Source organism: Clavibacter sepedonicus, assembly GCF_000069225.1.
GTDB classification, from domain to species: Bacteria; Actinomycetota; Actinomycetes; order Actinomycetales; family Microbacteriaceae; genus Clavibacter; species Clavibacter sepedonicus.
Genome location: NC_010407.1, coordinates 1,159,865 through 1,177,393, shown reverse-complemented (window position 1 = coordinate 1,177,393; position 17,529 = coordinate 1,159,865). Strand labels below are relative to the sequence as shown.

Sequence of the window (17,529 nt, the reverse complement as noted above, 5' to 3'; positions counted from 1 at the left end):
CCGGACGGGTGCGCCACGCGGGTCGGCCTGCGAGGGCAGCCCCGCACGACCGCGGACGACAGCGCCGAGCCGCGCTCCCCATGTGCACAGTCCGGCGCAGGTGCCACCCCCAGGCCCTGACCTCGGGATCGCATCCGTGAATGAGAAGGCCGACCCACACGGCGTCGGCTCAGCGGAAAGCCTGAGAGACAGGAACACCGTCCCATGCAGCATCACGCCCCCACAGGCCGACGACCTCGCACCTCGTTGCTCCAGGTCGCCGGCCTCGCCCTCGCCACGGGCACCCTCCTCTTCGGTCTCGGTGCCGTCCCGGCCTCTGCCCAGACCATCGTGCCGCAGGCCGCCAGCGGCACGACGACGCTGTACTTGAACTCGACCTACGAGAAGACGCTGTCGCACCTCGTCCGCTCCGTCCGCGTGTTCGGGGACGGGCTGCCCCAGGCGGGCGCGTGCGTCGCGGTGGACCCGCCCAACAACTACTTCCCCAATGTCGGGGAGGGAAAGATCACCGTGTCCGCGACGGGGAGGTATTTCGTCCAGAACTACATCGACACCAGCATCTGTGGCTGGAGGAGTGTGGCTCGGGAGACCAAGGGGTAGGTCGACATGAAGCAGTCCAACGTGTGGGAGGTATCGCCCTTCGGCAAGCCGTACGCCCTCCCTCGGCGCTAGCGCGACAAGTGGTACGACGGTACCCGTCCGGGAGGCCACCCTCCGCCTCCCGGGCACGGGCATCCTTCCACCAGGACCGCATCGTGATCGACGTCTCGCATCCGACCAGCGGCAGCCACCACCGCATCACGGCGACTGATGCCTTCCGGGGCGGTGTCGCCGAGGACCGACACGATCTGACCGCTGAGGTATGCGCGCGACCGGCGATCCCGGACGAGGCGCACGGCGGGCGGGTCGCGACGTGCGTCACGGAGCGGTCCGTATCGGGCGACCTCGCACGAGCAGCTCCACAGGCAGCGCGCTCGGAGGGCGCGACCCGGCATCCGTCCGGCGCTCGCGGTGACGCGAGAGGAGCAGGTCTTCGGTGCGCTGCCGCAGCTGCCCGAGCTCCGCCGGTGTGAGCCAGCACCCGTACTGGCCGTCCACGGCGGCCGTGCGCCACTCCTCGGAGTACGGTCTCCGTCTCGCGCCACGTGGCGTACCGCGCCAGCCGTCGCTGGGCGACGCCCCCCCCCACTCAAGGCGCGAGCTGCGACGCGGTGAGCGGGCCCCCGAGCGTCAGCTCCTCGAGGATCGCGAGCCGCAGGGGATGGGCGAGCGCTCGCGGCTCGGCGGCGCCGGCGACGCGCCTCTGGCGGGACCGTGCAGCGAAGGACGTCTTTGACTGGTCGTGATGCAGCGTCCGCGGCGCGCGCGTCCTCCACAGCTGGGGTCCGGCATCAGGACGTCGCCTCCCCCGCCCCGCGCAGCGCGACGACCGCGAGCACCGCGCATCCCGTGAACACGACGGCACCCGCGATGGTCGGCAGCGCGATCCCCACCGTCGCGAGCACGCCGCCCAGCGCGGATCCGGCGGCGAGGCCGACGAGGCTCACCACGCGGCCCGCGGAGCCCACGCGTCCGAGGAGGTCCCCCGGCACGAGCCGCTGGCGGAGCGAGGTGGCGCAGATGCTCCAGACCACGGCGTGCAGGATGTAGAGCGCGAGCAGGATCCCCGCGACGATCGGATCGCGTGTGACCGCCAGGGCCGCGAGGCTCCGGGCCCCGAGCACGAGGGCAGCCATGATGGTCCAGCAGGAGCCGAGGCGGGCGCGGAGCGGCGCGGCGATGGCGGATCCGGCGAGGCCGCCGAGCGCGGACACCGCGAGCAGCACGCCGTAGCCGGCCGCATCCAGCCCGAGCCGCTGATCCACGAACAGCACGAGCACCGAGAACGGGAGCATGTAGCCGACGCTGGCGAGGCCGCCGATGAGGGCCAGTGATCCGACGACGCGGTGCCCGGCGAGCCAGCGCACGCCCTCCGCGGCCTCGCGGAACACGGACGGCGGCGCGCCCGGCGCCTCGGAGGAGGGAGGGACGTCGCGCGTGCGCCGCGGCAGCGCGAGCGCCACAGCGCCCGCCGCCACCCACAGCCCGCCGGTCGCGTACACGGGCACGGCGGCGGCGAGCGCGAAGAGGATCCCGCCGAGCGGCGGCCCCACGAACTCGTCGGCCACGAGCTGCGTGCCCGTGATGCGCGCGTTCGCCCGGTCGAGGCGGCCAGCCGGCACGATCGACGGCAGCACCGCGACCGCGGCCCCGTCGGCCGCGCTCTCGAGCACGCCGACCACGGCCATCACGGCGTAGAGCACCGAGAGCGACGCGACGCCGGACTGGATCGACACCGCGAGCCCCAGCACGGCGACGCCGCGGAGCGCGTCGGCGACGACGATCAGCGTGCGCCGGTCGAGCCGGTCGACGTACACGCCCACGGGCAGCGCGACCAGGAGCCGCACGAGCGCGTACGTGGTCGCGAGCCCGGCGACGCCGCGCGGGTCGTCGGTGAGGCCCGCCGCGACGAGCGGCATGGTGACGAAGACGAGCCCGTCCGCGAGGTTGGAGAGCGCGTTCGCGCCCCACAACGCCCGGAACGGGCTCGTGGATCTCACGCCGTGCTCCTCGAGGCGGCGTGCGCCTCGGGGAGCACCGGCACCGGGATCAGATCCCGGCGCCCTCGGACGCGGCCGTCCCGGGGCCGACATCCGTCGAGGTGGAGCCGGCGCCGGCGGACGTGCCCGCGGCGGTCGAGCCGAGGAACGAGCTCAGCGCCGTCGCGACGTCGATGCCCGTGGTGTCCTTCAGCAGCTTGGGCAGGGTCGCCATGTTCTCCGCCACCGAGCGGTTCAGCGTGTTCGCGCCGTCCGCCGAGATGATCGTCATGTTGTCGACGTTGGCGAGCGGCGCCGCCATCTCGCGTGCGATCTCCGGCATCGACGCGATGATGCGGGCCTGCAGCGCCTCGCGCGACAGCTTGTTCTGCGCCTCGGCGAGCGCGGCGGCCGCCTCGGCCTCGGCCTGTCCGCGGGCCTGGATCGCGTCGGCGTTCGCCTTCCCGAGCGCGGTGATGGACGCGGCCTCGTTCACGGCAGCGGTCTTCGCCGCCTCGGCGTTCTGCGTGCGCTGGTAGACCTCCACGTCGACCTTCGCCTTCTCGGCGTCGCGTGCCGCCTGCGCGTCCTGGACGGTCGCGTACTTGCGGGCCTCGGCGGGGAGCTCGACGTCGATGCGCAGGCGCTCCTTCGACACCTCGGCCTGCGCGGCGACGGCGGTGCGCTCCTGGTCGGCGACCAGGCGGTCCTGCTCGGCCTTCGCCAGCTCGCCGGCCGCGTACGCGGTGGCGTTGGCGCGGTCGGTGTCCGCCTTGATGGCGGCGCGACGCAGGTCGAGCTCGAGCTGGCGCTCGGCGGTCTGCTGGTCGTTCTCGATCGCGGCGAGCGCGGAGATCCGCTTGTTCTCGGCCTCGGCGACCTCGGCGATCTGGCGGGCGCGCGCGGCGTTCGAGCGGGCCCGGTCGTCGAGGTAGGTGCTGCCGGGCGTCGTGATCTCGCGGACGTTGAGCGTCTCGATCTGGAGGCCGAGCTCCGCGAGGTCGTTCTTCGTCTGGTTCACGGCCTCCTGCGCCACGACGGAGAAGCTCTTCACGAGCTCGTCCACGGGCCGGTCGCCGATGAGGCCGCGGATCGCGCCCTCGAGCGACTGGCGCACGATCTCCGGCAGGGCGTCCTGCTGGAGGAGGTAGCGCTGCACGGCGCGGCGCACGCCGTCCTCGGTGCCCGTCACCTTGAAGTTGACGGTCGCGACGACGGCGGTGTTGATGAAGTTCGCGTCACGCGCCTCGGCCGTGACGCTCGTCTGGTACTGCTCCAGGGAGAGCGTGAAGCCCTCCTGGAAGATCGGCCAGATGAAGGTCCGGCCGCCGATGATGACCTTCTGCGGGCTGGAGAAGCCGGCGCCGCCCTCGCTCTTCTCGGCGTTGCGGCCGACGATGACGAGCGCCTGGTTCGGCGGCACGCGGCGGACGCGGGAGGCGATGAACGCCACCAGCGCCACGAGTATGACGATGATGACGATGACGGCGATCGCGGTGGTGCCGCCGGAGATCAAGTCCACGGGATGGTTCCTCTCGTTGGGACGGGTGCTGCTAGGTGGTGGGGGCGGCGTCGGCGTCGGGCTCCACGCGCACGCGGAACCCGTCCTCCGAGACGACGCGGATGCGGGTGCCGACGGCCAGCGGCTCGGGGCTCATGGCGAGCCGGCGCTCCAGCTCGCGGATGTGCTTGAGCCGCACCTCGCCGCCCGTGGGCGAGGTGGGCGAGGTGACGACGCCGACCATCCCGACGGGCGAGTACGAGCCGCCGCTCTCCTGCTTCGCGACGAAGCGGACGGTGAGCTGCACCACCACGAGGGCGACGAGCGCGAGGGCGACGGCGATCGCGATGGCCCCGCCGGATCCGATGCCCGCCTGGTCGGCGAGCAGGCCGCCGACGCCGTAGATGGCGAGGGCCGCGCCGAGCGCGACGCTGGAGAGGAGGAGCAGGAGTCCCACGGCCCCTACGACCACGAAGACGATCACGCCGCGGCTCCCGGGCAGGCCGCCGCAGAGGTGACGTGCGCGCCGACGTGGTGCGTGGTCATGCGGGGCCGATCTGCTGGGAGCGTGTCCTCCGACCGTAGCGGGTGATCCGCCGGGCGTCGCCTCCTCGTCCGGGGGCCGCCCCACCGCCTATGCTCCGCGCGTCGCGCGTAGCCTCGGGAGGTGATCCTCCTGTTCGGCACGCGCGCGCGCGACGCCCTCATCGTCATCGTGACCTTCGCATGCCTCCGCTGCGGCGTGACGAGCGCCCAGCGCGTGCTCCACCGCACCCTCCGCTTCACGCTGTTCTTCGTGCCGCTGATCCCGCTGCGCTCGACCTACCGCGTCGAGTGCCCGAACTGCGGGCTCGAGACGCGGCTCACGAAGGACCAGGCGATGCACGCCCTCGAGTGGGCCGTGCGGAACCGGGGCGCGCGCCGCTGAGCCGGCTCGCGCCGTTCTCCCAGGAATCCCTACCAGAGGTTAGGAATAAGTTTCGTCGCGCGCTTAGAGTGGCCGCGGGCTCCAGCCCATCTGCCATCAACGACGACGGGAGGGATGCGATGACGCATTCGATCAGCAGGAGACAGGCACTGGGGGTGGGAGCCGCCGCCGTGGGCACGCTGGCCCTCGCGTCGTGCTCGGCGCCGGGCGGGAGGCTGGTCAACTCCGATCCGGTCATCCCCGCTGCGGCGGCCGGCGAGAAGGTCACGCTCACGTACTGGGCGTGGCTGAAGGACCTGCAGAAGGTCGCCGACGTCTGGAACGCGCAGAACCCCGACATCCAGGTCGAGGCGGTCTGGATCCCCGGCGGCAACGCGGGCGGGTACCAGAAGATGTACTCCGCGATCACCGCGGGCGGCGGCCCCGACATCGGCCAGGTCGAGCTCCGGCAGCTGCCCGAGTTCCTCCTCGCCAACGGCCTCGTCGACCTCACCCGCTACGGCGTCGAGGAGTACAGGGACAAGTACGACGAGGCGCTGTGGAAGCAGGTCAGCTTCCAGGACGGCGTCTTCGGGATCCCGCAGGACTCCGGCCCCATGGCCTTCTACTACCAGCGCGAGCTCCTCGAGCAGGTGGGCGGCCAGCCGCCCGCGACCTGAGACGACTGGGCGACGCTCGGCGCCGAGGTCCGCAAGACCGGCGCCGGCAACTACCTCGACTGCTTCCCCGTCGCCGACGCCAGCGTCTTCACCTCCTACGCGACGCAGGCCGGCGCGAACTGGTTCCGGATCGACGGCGAGCGCTGGGTCGTCGGCATGCTCGACGAGCGCACCATGGAGGTCGCCGCGTTCTTCGACAAGGCCATCGACGACGACGTGGTCAACACCTCGTACTCGGCCTTCTCCCCGCCGTGGACCGCAGCCGCCGCGGACGGCAAGGTCTTCGGCGTCACGAGCGCCAGCTGGGGCGACGCCCTCATCCAGTCGGTCTCGGGCGGCGAGGGCAAGTGGAAGGTCGCGCCCATGCAGACCTGGGGCTTCGACGGGGCATACGGATCCAGCTACCTCGGGGGATCCACCGCGGCCGTGCTCGCCAACAGCAAGCACCCCGCGGAGGCGCTCAAGTTCATGACGTGGATGACGACCTCCCCCGAGGGCATCGACGCGATGATCAAGAACTCCGGCATCGGCTGGTCGCCGTCGCCCGACTACATCGGCGCCTCCCGGCAGGAGCCGAGCGAGTGGTTCAGCGGCCAGAGCTACAACGAGGAGGTGTTCGCGCCCGCGGCGAAGGAGCAGAACCTCGACTGGTCCTGGTGCCCGCTCACGCAGTTCACCCTCAACACCCTGCAGGACGAGTTCCGCCGCAAGCTCACGAGCGGCCAGACCCTCGTCGAGTCGCTGCCGCTCGCGCAGGAGGCCGTGATCGAGGCCTTCCGCAACAAGGGCCTCACGGTCGAGGCGGCGTCCGCATGAGCGTCGACACGCGTCCCGCCAGCGGCGAGCGCGCCGCTGCCCGCCCCGTCCGCGCGCAGCGCTCGGGCGTCAGCCGCGGCCAGCTGAAGAAGTCGCAGACGATCGCGCCGTGGGTCATGCTCGCGCCGTTCCTCGCGGTCTTCGTGCTGACCTTCGTGCTGCCGATCATCTACGCGGTGTTCCAGTCGTTCACGACCGTTCGGCGGGAGGGCCTGTTCGGCGAGCAGGGCGTCACCACCGTCTTCGCCGGGTTCGAGAACTACTCCCTGGCGCTCGCCAACGACGCGTTCACCGCGTCCATCGGCCGGGTGCTGCTGTTCGGCATCGTGCAGGTGCCGGTGATGATCATCCTCTGCACGATCCTCGCGCTCCTGCTCGAGTCGGCGTCGGCGAAGTGGCCCCAGTTCTTCCGGGCGGCGTACTTCATGCCGTACGGGGTGCCGGGCGTCATCGCGACGATCCTCTGGGGCTTCCTCTACATCCCGGGGCTCTCGCCCATCATCGACATCGGGCAGATGTTCGGGATCCAGCTGGACTTCCTCGGCGCCGACACGGTGCTGTGGTCCATCGCGAACATCGTGACCTGGACCTACACGGGCTACAACATGCTCATCATCATCGCCCAGCTGAAGTCGATCCCCGGGGACGTCTACGAGGCCGCGCGCATCGACGGGGCGGGCGCCTGGCGGACGGCGATGTCGATCCAGCTGCCGCTGATCCGGCCGGCGCTCGTGCTCGCGACCGTGTTCTCGATCATCGGGACGCTGCAGCTGTTCGCGGAGCCGCAGGTGCTCGCCACCTCCGCCCCCGCGATCGACTCGCAGTACACGCCGAACCTGTCGGCGTACACCACGGCGTTCGCGTACAACGACTACGGCGTCGCCGCGGCGCAGGCGGTCATCATCGCCCTCGCCGCGTTCGTGCTGTCGTTCGTGTTCCTGGCGTTCACCAACAGGAAGCCCAAGGAGGAGCGGGAAGCCGCCGCAGCGAGGAAGAAGGGGGCGCGCGCATGACCGCCACGGAGGCACGACCGACCACGAGCGAGACAGCCGCGCAGAAGGCGGAGCAAAAGCGCGCCGCCCAGGCCGCCGAGGCGAAGGTGAGCCGGCCGTCGAAGACCGGCAGCGCCCCGGGCGCGGGCACGAAGCCCGCGACGCGGATCATCGTCACGGCGATCCTCACGCTCGTCGCCCTGTACTTCCTCGTCCCCGTCTACTACATCGTGGTCGCGGCCACGAAGACGACGGCCGACCTGTTCAGCACCAACGGGTTCCTGTTCGCGAACATGAACCTGTGGCAGAACCTCACGATGGTGTTCACGTACGACGGCGGCATCTTCGTGCGCTGGTTCCTGAACTCGGTGCTCTACGCCGGGGTGGGCGCGCTCATCGCGACGTACTTCGCCGCCGCCGGCGGGTACGCGCTCGCGAAGTACAGGTTCACGGGATCGAACATCGTGTTCGGCACCATCCTCGGTGGGGTGCTCGTGCCGGGCACGGCCACCGCGCTGCCGCTGTTCCTGCTGTTCAGCTCGATGGGGATCGCGAACACGTACTGGTCGGTGCTCATCCCGTCGCTCGTCTCGCCGTTCGGCCTGTTCCTCTGCCGGATCTACGCGCAGGCGTCGGTGGAGGACGCGGTGATCGAGTCGGGCCGGATCGACGGGGCGAGCGAGCTGCGGATCTTCCACACGCTCGCGCTCCGCTCCATGACGCCCGCACTCGTGACGGTGTTCCTGTTCCAGCTCGTCGGCATCTGGAACAACTACTTCCTGCCGCTGATCATGCTGGCCGACTCGAAGCTGTACCCGATCACGCTCGGCCTCAACAACTGGCGGAGCCAGGTCGACCGGCTGCCGGAGTTCTACCAGCTGACGACGGGCGGCGTGCTCGTCTCGATCATCCCGCTCATCGCGGCGATGATCGTGCTGCAGAGGTTCTGGCGGGGCGGTCTCACCGACGGCGCCGTGAAGGGCTGACGCACTCGCGCACGGATCCGCGGACGGCCGGGCGGGGCGACCTGCCCGGCCGTCCGCGCGTTCGGCGCGTCGCCCCCCGACCCACGATGATGGATGCGCGGCACGTCGCCGCCCCCGCCCACGCGCAAGGAAGCCCATGACGCACGCCCTCCCCTACTACGAGGACTTCGCCCCCACGTCGGGCGCGGCCCGACGTCCCCGGTCCTGCCTGCACTCGGATGCCCCGCGCATCGTGCTGAACGGCGACTGGCGGTTCCGCCTCTCCCCCACCCCGCGCGGCCTCTCCGACGAGATGGCCGACCCCGCGTTCGACGACTCCGGCTGGGACGAGATCCCCGTGCCGAGCCACTGGGTGCTCGGACAGGACGGCCGCTACGGCCTCCCCGCCTACACGAACGTGCAGTACCCGTTCCCCGTCGAGCCGCCCTTCGTGCCGGACGAGAACCCCACGGGCGACTACCGCGTCGAGATCGAGGTGCCCACGGACTGGCAGTCGCTCGAGCGCGTCGTGCTCCGCTTCGAGGGCGTCGAGTCGGCCTTCAAGGTGTGGCTGAACGGCGACGAGGTCGGCACCGCGATGGGATCCCGCCTCTCGCACGAGTTCGACGTCACCGCGTCGCTGCGGCCCGGATCCAACGTGCTCGCCGTGCGCGTGCACCAGTGGTCGATCGCCAGCTACCTCGAGGACCAGGACCAGTGGTGGATGCCCGGCATCTTCCGCGACGTCACCCTCCTCGGCCGCCCGATCGGCGGCATCGACGACGCGTGGACCCGCGCCGAGTACGACCACGAGACGGGCGCGGGCACCGTGCACGTCGAGGTCGACGCGGAGCCGTCCGCGTTCCCCGTCACGTTCGAGGTGGAGGACCTCGGGATCCACGTCACCTGGGACACCCCGGCCGACGTCGCGCCCGTGCACGTGGACCGCGTCGAGCCGTGGAGCGCCGAGAGCCCCACGCAGTACCAGGGCTTCCTCCGCACCAACGTCGAGGCGCTCTCCATCCGCCTCGGCTTCCGCACCGTGCGCATCGAGGGCGACCGGTTCCTGGTCAACGGCCGCCGCGTGGTCTTCCACGGCGTCAACCGGCACGAGGCGCATCCCGAGCGCGGCCGCGTCTTCGACGAGGAGCACGCGCGCGCCGACATGCTGCTGATGAAGCAGCACAACGTCAACGCGATCCGCACGAGCCACTACCCGCCGCACCCGCGTGTCCTCGACCTCGCCGACGAGCTCGGCTTCTGGGTGATCGACGAGTGCGACCTCGAGACCCACGGCTTCGAGTTCGGCGGCTGGGTCGGCAACCCGAGCGACGACCCGCGCTTCGCGGAGGCGTACCTCGACCGGATCGAGCGCACCGTCGAGCGCGACAAGAACCACCCCTCCATCGTGATGTGGTCGCTCGGCAACGAGGCGGGCACCGGCCGCAACCTCGCCGCCATGTCGGCGTGGGTCCACCGCCGCGACCCGGGCCGGCCCGTGCACTACGAGGGCGACTACACGGGCGAGTACACGGACGTCTACTCGCGCATGTACTCGAACCTGCAGGAGACCGAGTCCATCGGCAGCGACGTCATCCCGGGCGACCTGCTCGGTTGCACGCCCGGCGAGGGCATGCGCCAGCGCACCAAGCCCTTCATCCTGTGCGAGTACGTCCACGCCATGGGCAACGGCCCCGGCCAGATCGCCGAGTACGAGGACCTCGTGCTCCGCTACCCGCGCCTCCACGGCGGCTTCGTGTGGGAGTGGCGCGACCACGGCATCCTCACCGAGACCGCGGACGGCGAGGCGTTCTACGCCTACGGCGGCGACTTCGGCGAGGTCGTCCACGACGGCAACTTCGTGATGGACGGCATGGTCCTGCCCGACGACACCCCCACGCCCGGCCTAGCCGAGTACAAGGCCGTCGTGCAGCCCATCGCGTTCGGGCTCGAGCGGGAGGGCGGATCCGCGTCCCTCGTCGTCGAGAACCGGTACCACTCCGTCTCCACCGCGCTCGCGAGCCTCGTCTGGGTGCTCGCGGTCGACGGCGACGACATCGCGACCGGCGTCCTCGACGCCGAGCCCGTCGCCGCCGGGGAGACCGTCCGCATCCCGCTGCCCGCCGACGCCCTCGACGCGGGCGACCTGCGCGCCGACGGCGCCGAGGTGTGGCTGACGGTGCAGGCGATCCTCCGCGACGACGAGCCGTGGGCCGAGGCCGGCCACGTGGTCGCCGTGCAGCAGTTCGACCTCACGCCCGCACCCCGTCCCGCCGTGCTCGCCCGCTGGGTCGACGCCGACGAGGACGTCATCCCCGACGCGGGGGCCACGCGCCTCACCCTCGGCGACGGCGAGTTCGACCTCGCCACCGGCCGCCTCGTGCGCCTCGGCGCGCTCGAGGTCGACGGGCCGCGTCTGGAGCTGTGGCGCGCCCCGACCGACAACGACCGCAGCGACAGCAGCGGGTCCTACGAGCTGGCGGATCCGCGCCTCACATTCGGCAAGGGCGTGCCCGGGCCGTCGAGCGAGGCGCGCTGGCGCCAGGCGGGCCTCGACCGGCTCACGCACAGGGTCCGCTCGGTGAAGGTCGGCTCCGGTTCGCTGACGGTCGTCGTGCGCACGAGCGCGGCGCAGTCCTTCGACTCGGTCGACACGACGTACTGCTGGACCGAGGGCGCCGACGGCGACCTGGGCCTCCGCGTTGACATCGTGCCGAGCGCCGGCTGGGCCATCAGCTGGCCGCGCGTCGGGATCCTGTTCGACCTGCCCGCGAGCGTCACCAACGCGGAGTGGTTCGGCACCGGGCCGTTCGAGTCGTACCCCGACTCGCGCCGGGCCGCGCTCGTCGGCCGGTTCTCGTCGCTCGTCGACGACCTGGGCGCCGTGTACTCGATACCGCAGGAGACCGGCCACCGCAGCGACCTGCGCGAGCTCGAGCTCGGCACGTTCGACGGCGAGCACGGCATCGTGATCCAGGCCCGGCCCGACACCGCGGGTCGCCGCCCCGGCTTCACGGCCTCCCGGCACACGCCGCAGGAGCTCGACCGGGCCGCGCACCCGCACGAGCTGCCCGCGAGCGAGGCGGTGCACCTGTACATCGACGCCGCGCAGCACGGGCTCGGCTCGCGCGCGTGCGGCCTCGACGTGCTGCCCGAGCACCAGCTCTGGCCGTCGGCGCGCACGCTGGAGCTGACGATCCGCAGCCGCTGACGGACCGGCGGCGGGCCCGCGCCGGGCCCGCCGCCGCATCGCGCACGGCACGACCGCACGACACGCTCGCCCTCCGGCCGGAGGGCGAGCAAGCTGGAGACGACGGCGTCCGATGGCGGGCGCGAGGAGGACGCATGACCGACACCATCGAGCAGGGCACCGCGGGCACCAACTGGGCCGGCAACTACGCGTACACGGCCCGCGAAGTCCGCACGCCGACGAGCGTCGAGGAGCTGCGGGCCATCGTCCGTGACGCGCCGACGATCCGCGTGCTGGGATCCCGCCACTCGTTCAACGACATCGCCGACTCGGAGGTGCTGGTCTCGCTCGCCGAGCTGCCGGCCGACCTCGTGATCGACCGCGACGCCAGCACCGCCACCTTCTCCGCGGGCCTCCCCTACGGCAAGCTCGCGGAGCTCCTCGGCGCGGAGGGCCTCGCGATCCACAACCTCGCGTCGCTGCCCCACATCTCGGTCGGCGGCGCCATCGCGACGGCGACCCACGGATCCGGCATCGGCAACGGCAACCTCGGCACCGCGGTCGCGGCCCTCGAGATGATCACCGCCGACGGCGAGACCGTCACGTACCGCCGCGGGGACGACGACTTCGACGGCGTCGTGGTGGGCCTCGGCGCGCTCGGCGTCGTCACCCGCGTGACCCTCGACGTCGAGCCGTCCTACCTCGTGCGCCAGCGCGTGTTCGAGGGCCTGTCGTGGGACGCGTTCGACGAGAACCTCGAGGACGTCTTCGGCGGCGCGTACAGCGTCAGCGTCTTCACGCGCTTCGGCGAGACCACCGACCAGGTGTGGCTGAAGAGCCGCGTGCAGCTCGGCGTCGACGGCCAGCCCGAGGACGAGGTCGTCGTGGCCGACTACTTCGGGGCGCCCGCCGCCACCGAGGAGCGCCACCCCATCCTCGGGATCGACCCCGTCCACAGCACCTCGCAGCTCGGCGTCGTCGGCCTCTGGTCCGACCGCCTGTCGCACTTCAAGATGGGATTCACGCCGAGCGACGGCGAGGAGATCCAGTCGGAGTTCCACGTGCCGCTCGACCGGGCGGTCGAGGCCGTGCAGGCGCTGCGGGCCATGGGCGACCGGATCCGGCCGATCCTCCTCGTCTGCGAGCTGCGCGCCGTGGCCGAGGACCGGCTGTGGCTGAGCCCCCAGTACGGGCAGACGACCATCGGCCTGCACTTCACCTGGAAGCGCGACCAGGAGGCCGTCGAGGCGCTCCTCGTCGAGCTGGAGGCGGCCATCCGGCCGTTCGGCGCGCGCCCGCACTGGGGCAAGGTCTTCACCGCTGAGGCGGCCGACATCGTGCCGCTGTACCCGCGATCCGGCGACTTCCTCGCCCTCGCCGAGCGCCTGGATCCGACGCACAAGTTCCGCAACGCGTGGTACGAGCGCTCGCTGCTCGGCTGATCCGCATCCGCCCCTGACCGGGACCGCACCCGGGATGCGCGACGCGCCGAGCACCTCCTCGCGCGCCGCGGATCCCGGGTCGGCGGCGAGAACGGCGCGTAGGGTGAGCACCATGGCGCCCGAGACCTCCTCCTACGTACCTGCCCCCGGGCGGATCACGATGTTCTCCACCACCTGGTGCGGCTACTGCCGCCGGCTGAAGGCCCAGCTCGATCGAGCCGGCATCGGCTACGACGAGGTGGACATCGAGCAGGTGCCCGGCACCGCGGAGCTCGTGGAGGCCATCAACGGCGGCAACCAGACCGTCCCGACCGTCCTCTTCCCCGACGGATCGTCCGCCACCAACCCGTCGCTCGCCGACGTGACCGCGAAGGTGGCCTGAGCCATGCAGCACCACGACCTCAGCGTGATCCCCGACTTCCTCGCCGCGTGGATGCGCGAGCAGCGCTGGTTCGCCTCGAAGGGCACCGAGCCCCGCCTCGAGCGCATCGGCGGCTGGAGCTTCAGCGACGAGGGCTGGTTCGCCCGCATCGAGACGCACCTGATCATCGACCACGGCAGCGCCAAGCCCGTGCTGTACCAGGTGCCGCTCACCTACCGGCAGGCGCCGCTGGAGGAGCTGAAGCCCTTCCACATCGGCACCACGGTCGAGGACGACGGCGTCGAGCTGCACGTCTACGACGGCCCGCACGACCCCGCGTACGCGTGGGCGCTCATCCGCACGATCCTCGACGACCGCGACGCCGACGTCGACGAGACCTCGCTCGGCGCGACCGCGCGCGGCCAGCGCCAGCCGGGCGTGGAGATCGCGACCGTCGTCGGATCCCACGTGCTCTCGGGCGAGCAGTCGAACACGTCGATCATCTACGACATGGTCTCGGCCGACGGCCACGCCGTGAACCCGATGATCGTCAAGGTCTTCCGCGCGCTGCACCACGGCGAGAATCCCGACGTCGTGCTCCAGTCCGCCATCGCGGGCGCCGGATCCCGGCTCGTGCCGCAGACCATGGGCAGCGTGCTCGCCGAGTGGAGCGACTCCGGCCGCGAGGAGGGGCGCGCCATCGGGCACGTCGCCTTCGCGCAGGAGTTCCTGCCCGGCGTGACCGACGCGTGGCGGGTCGCACTCCGCGCCGCCGAGGCCGACGCTGACTTCCAGGCCGAGGCCCGCGCGCTCGGCGAGGCCACCGCAGACGTGCACGCCACGCTCGCGGCCGCGCTCCCCACCGTCGAGGCCACGCCCGACGTCATCGAGGGGATCATGGTCAGCTTCCGCCGCCGCCACGCGACGGCCGAGCGCGAGGTGCCCGAGATCGCCGCCTTCCACGACGCCATCTCGAGCGTGTACGACGCCGCCGAGAAGGGCGAGTGGCCGAAGCTGCAGCGCATCCACGGCGACTACCACCTCGGCCAGGTGCTCTCGGTGCCGAACCGCGGCTGGGTCCTCCTCGACTTCGAGGGCGAGCCGATGCGGCCCATGCACGAGCGGTCGCTCGCCGACGTCACGCTCCGCGACGTCGCCGGCATGCTCCGGTCGTTCGACTACGTGGCCGGCTCGTACGCGCTCGCGCACCCCGGCAAGTCCGCGGCCGCGTGGGCAAGCGCCTCGCGCCGCGCGTTCGTCGACGGCTACATCGCCCGCTCCGGCACCGACCTCCGCGCGAACCGGGCCCTGCTCGACGCGTTCGAGATCGACAAGGCCGTGTACGAGGCGATCTACGAGGTCCGTAACCGGCCCGGCTGGCTCTCCATCCCGCTGCAGGCCGTCGCGCGCCTCGCGACCCGCTCGAGCACGCTCGGCGCCGTCACGACGCCCGGCGCGACCGGGCCGCGCGAGGCGGGGCCGCTCACCTCCTGACCCGAGGCCGTCCTCGAGTGTGCGTTGTGCGAGCGCCCGACGAGTGGGGTGCCTGCGCCCCTAGGGTCGGCGGATGCGCACCCGCTCGGGGTGCCGGTCCCCGGAGGCCCCCATGCTCGGTCAGGTGTTGCTCGCCCTGGTGGGCCTCGGGATCCTCGCACTGTCATTGCCCGACGCGACGGGCGATGCGCCATCCGCCTGGTGGGGCGTGGTGGGAGGGGCGCTCATCGTGGTCGGGGCCATCGCTGCGGTGGTCCGCGGCCGTCGCCGACGCGGATCCGCCTCGGGCGCCCGTCGGTAGGCTGGCCGGATGACCGACCCCGCCGTCCCGGCCGTCTCCTCCCCCGCATCCGACTCCTCCGCCACCCCTCCCGTCGCGGAGCAGCGCCCCATCGAGCGCACCTTCCACGGCGACACGTTCGTGGACCGCTACGAGTGGCTGCGCGACAAGGACGACGCCGACGTCATCGCGCACCTCGAGGCCGAGAACGCGTACACGGATCAGGCCACCGCGCATCTGGAGCCGTTGCGCGAGCAGCTGTTCACGGAGATCAAGGACCGCACGCAGGAGACCGACCTCTCCGTCCCCGTCCGCGAGGGCGACTGGTGGTACTACGCGCGCACGGTCGAGGGGTCGCAGTACGCGATCCGCTGCCGCCGCCCCGTCGCCGGCCCGGACGACTGGACCCCGCCCGTCATCGAGCCCGCCGCCGACGGCACGGCCACCCCCGGCGAGCAGGTGCTGCTCGACTCCAACGCCGAGGCCGACGGCCACGAGTTCTTCTCGCTCGGCGCGTTCGAGGTCAGCCCCGACGGATCGCTCCTCGCCTACTCCGTCGACGTCGAGGGCGACGAGCGCTTCCTGCTCAAGATCCGGGACCTCACGACGGGCGAGGACCTCGCCGACGAGATCCCCGGCACCAGCCACGGCGCCACCTTCTCGGCCCACGGCGACCACCTCTTCTACGTCACGGTGGATGACGCGTGGCGCCCCGACACCGTGTGGCGCCACCGCGTCGGCAGCCCCGCGTCGCAGGACGTGAAGGTGTTCACCGAGCCCGACGAGAGCTACTTCGTCGGCTTCGGCATGACGCGCAGCCGCCAGTACCTCGTCATCGAGGTCGGCTCGAAGATCACGACCGAGGTGCTCCTGCTCGACGCCGGGGATCCCACGGGCGCGTTCCGCTCGGTGTGGCCGCGCCGGCACGGGGTCGAGTACGACGTCGACCACGCGGTCATCGACGGATCCGACCGGCTCCTCATCCTGCACAACGACGGCGCCACCAACTTCGAGCTGATCGACGTGCCGGCCGACGACCCGACGTCCACGACCGACCGGCAGGTCGTCATCCCCCACGACGACGAGGTCCGCCTCGAGGACGCCAGCGCGTTCGCCGACCACCTCGTGATCTCCTACCGCCGCGAGGGCCTCACGCGCGTCGGGGTGATCCCCTTCGACCGCGTCCTCGACGGCGAGCAGCTGCACGAGATCGCGTTCGACGAGCCGATCTACACGGTCGGAACAGCGGGCAACCCCGAGTTCGCGCAGCCCACCGTCCGCCTCGGCTACACGAGCCTCGCGACGCCGGCCACCACCTATGACTACGTGCTCGCGACGCGCGAGCTGCGCCTCCTCAAGCAGCAGCCCGTGCGCGGCGGCTACGACCCGGACGACTACGTGCAGACCCGCGAGTGGGCGACCGCGGAGGACGGCACGGAGATCCCGCTCTCGGTGATCTACAAGCGCGGCCTCGTGCACCCGGGCACGCCGGCGCCGCTCCTGCTCTACGGCTACGGCTCCTACGAGGCGAGCATCGACCCATCGTTCTCCATCGCGCGGCTGTCGCTGCTCGACCGGGGCATGGCGTTCGTCATCGCGCACGTGCGCGGCGGCGGCGAGATGGGCCGGCGCTGGTACGACGAGGGCAAGACGCTCACCAAGAAGAACACCTTCACCGACTTCGTGGCGGCGGCCGACCACCTCATCGCGCGCGGGTGGACCAGCCCGGAGAAGCTCGTCGCCGAGGGCCGCAGCGCCGGCGGGCTCCTGATGGGCGCGGTCGCGAATATCGCGCCCGACCGGTTCGCCGGGATCCTCGCGGGCGTGCCGTTCGTGGACGCGCTGACGAGCATCCTCGACCCGTCGCTGCCGCTCACCGTGATCGAGTGGGACGAGTGGGGCGACCCGCTGCACGACCCCGAGGTGTACGCGTACATGAAGTCGTACACGCCGTACGAGAACGTGCGGGAGGGCGTGGAGTACCCGCGGATCCTCGCGGTCACGAGCCTCAACGACACGCGCGTGCTCTACGTCGAGCCCGCCAAGTGGACGACCCGCCTCCGCGAGGTCGGCGCGCCCGTGCTGCTGCGCACCGAGATGCAGGCCGGCCACGGCGGCAAGTCGGGCCGCTACGACGCGTGGCGCGAGCGCGCCTCCGACTACGCGTGGGTGCTCGACGTGGCGGGGCTGGCCTAGGGGTCAACAGACACAGGTCGCGTTCTGCGCAAGCGGGGCTCAGGCGGTTTTCGACGAGCTAAAGCCTGCTTCTGCTTTGACGCGAACTCGACCTGCTGACAAATGAGCCCTCCCAAGGCACACTTG

12 protein-coding genes and 1 pseudogene are annotated in these 17,529 nt (G+C 71.7%); 10 read left to right on the top strand and 3 right to left on the bottom strand.

Annotated features, from left to right (window positions below; all coding sequences use genetic code 11):
- Window positions 1-204 precede the first annotated feature (204 nt).
- Window positions 205-600 (top strand): hypothetical protein, encoded by a 396-nt coding sequence (locus tag CMS_RS05560; RefSeq protein ID WP_133064119.1) that lies wholly within the window; start codon window positions 205-207, stop codon window positions 598-600.
- A gap of 791 nt (window positions 601-1,391) precedes the next feature.
- On the opposite strand, the gene CMS_RS05550 is transcribed toward CMS_RS05560, so the two are convergent.
- Genes CMS_RS05550 through CMS_RS05540 form a run of 3 tightly spaced genes read right to left on the bottom strand, consistent with a single transcriptional unit; the run spans window position 1,392 to window position 4,564 of the window.
- Window positions 1,392-2,600, bottom strand: a complete 1,209-nt coding sequence (locus tag CMS_RS05550) for an MFS transporter (protein ID WP_012298520.1) — start codon at window positions 2,598-2,600, stop codon at window positions 1,392-1,394.
- A 49-nt stretch (window positions 2,601-2,649) separates the two neighbouring features.
- A complete protein-coding gene (locus CMS_RS05545; RefSeq protein WP_012298519.1) occupies window positions 2,650-4,101 on the bottom strand; it encodes an SPFH domain-containing protein in 1,452 nt (483 codons plus the stop codon).
- A 31-nt stretch (window positions 4,102-4,132) separates the two neighbouring features.
- The gene (locus CMS_RS05540; protein WP_012298518.1) at window positions 4,133-4,564 is read right to left on the bottom strand and encodes an NfeD family protein; all 432 of its coding nucleotides are present in this window, start codon (window positions 4,562-4,564) and stop codon (window positions 4,133-4,135) included.
- 183 nt (window positions 4,565-4,747) lie between these two features.
- On the opposite strand from CMS_RS05540, the gene CMS_RS05535 reads away from it, so the two are divergent.
- The 9 genes and pseudogenes from CMS_RS05535 (at window position 4,748) to CMS_RS05490 (ending at window position 17,403) form a co-directional block, all read left to right on the top strand.
- On the top strand, window positions 4,748-5,008 hold the full coding sequence (locus CMS_RS05535; RefSeq protein WP_012298517.1) for a zinc-ribbon domain-containing protein: 261 nt from the start codon (window positions 4,748-4,750) through the stop codon (window positions 5,006-5,008).
- 119 nt (window positions 5,009-5,127) lie between these two features.
- Window positions 5,128-6,483, top strand: a pseudogene (locus tag CMS_RS05530) (ABC transporter substrate-binding protein).
- The gene (locus tag CMS_RS05525; RefSeq protein WP_012298516.1) at window positions 6,480-7,496 is read left to right on the top strand and encodes a carbohydrate ABC transporter permease; all 1,017 of its coding nucleotides are present in this window, start codon (window positions 6,480-6,482) and stop codon (window positions 7,494-7,496) included. The pseudogene CMS_RS05530 and the gene CMS_RS05525 overlap by 4 nt, the downstream one beginning before the upstream one ends.
- A complete protein-coding gene (locus CMS_RS05520) occupies window positions 7,493-8,461 on the top strand; it encodes a carbohydrate ABC transporter permease (RefSeq protein WP_012298515.1) in 969 nt (322 codons plus the stop codon). Before CMS_RS05525 ends, CMS_RS05520 begins: the two co-directional genes overlap by 4 nt.
- Before the next feature lie 136 nt (window positions 8,462-8,597).
- Complete coding sequence (locus tag CMS_RS05515; protein ID WP_012298514.1) at window positions 8,598-11,651, top strand: glycoside hydrolase family 2 TIM barrel-domain containing protein; 3,054 nt, start codon at window positions 8,598-8,600, stop codon at window positions 11,649-11,651.
- 134 nt (window positions 11,652-11,785) lie between these two features.
- Window positions 11,786-13,072 carry an FAD-binding protein gene (locus CMS_RS05510; protein WP_012298513.1) on the top strand — a complete coding sequence of 429 codons (1,287 nt, stop codon included), beginning with the start codon at window positions 11,786-11,788 and terminating at the stop codon, window positions 13,070-13,072.
- Window positions 13,073-13,184: 112 nt separating this feature from the next.
- Entirely contained in the window at window positions 13,185-13,454 is a 270-nt protein-coding gene (locus tag CMS_RS05505) for a mycoredoxin (protein WP_012038801.1), read from the top strand.
- Window positions 13,455-13,457: 3 nt separating this feature from the next.
- Window positions 13,458-14,927, top strand: a complete 1,470-nt coding sequence (locus CMS_RS05500) for a maltokinase N-terminal cap-like domain-containing protein (protein WP_041464449.1) — start codon at window positions 13,458-13,460, stop codon at window positions 14,925-14,927.
- A 310-nt stretch (window positions 14,928-15,237) separates the two neighbouring features.
- The gene (locus CMS_RS05490) at window positions 15,238-17,403 is read left to right on the top strand and encodes a S9 family peptidase (RefSeq protein WP_012298510.1); all 2,166 of its coding nucleotides are present in this window, start codon (window positions 15,238-15,240) and stop codon (window positions 17,401-17,403) included.
- Window positions 17,404-17,529: the final 126 nt, after the last annotated feature.

Bases quoted from the DNA above. Each gene is read 5' to 3' on its own strand.
- CMS_RS05520 (WP_012298515.1), top strand. From the start codon at position 7,493: ATGACCGCCACGGAGGCACGACCGACCACGAGCGAGACAGCCGCGCAG.
- CMS_RS05560 (WP_133064119.1), top strand. From the start codon at position 205: ATGCAGCATCACGCCCCCACAGGCCGACGACCTCGCACCTCGTTGCTC.
- CMS_RS05500 (WP_041464449.1), top strand. From the start codon at position 13,458: ATGCAGCACCACGACCTCAGCGTGATCCCCGACTTCCTCGCCGCGTGG.
- CMS_RS05490 (WP_012298510.1), top strand. From the start codon at position 15,238: ATGACCGACCCCGCCGTCCCGGCCGTCTCCTCCCCCGCATCCGACTCC.
- CMS_RS05525 (WP_012298516.1), top strand. From the start codon at position 6,480: ATGAGCGTCGACACGCGTCCCGCCAGCGGCGAGCGCGCCGCTGCCCGC.
- CMS_RS05515 (WP_012298514.1), top strand. From the start codon at position 8,598: ATGACGCACGCCCTCCCCTACTACGAGGACTTCGCCCCCACGTCGGGC.
- CMS_RS05505 (WP_012038801.1), top strand. From the start codon at position 13,185: ATGGCGCCCGAGACCTCCTCCTACGTACCTGCCCCCGGGCGGATCACG.
- CMS_RS05510 (WP_012298513.1), top strand. From the start codon at position 11,786: ATGACCGACACCATCGAGCAGGGCACCGCGGGCACCAACTGGGCCGGC.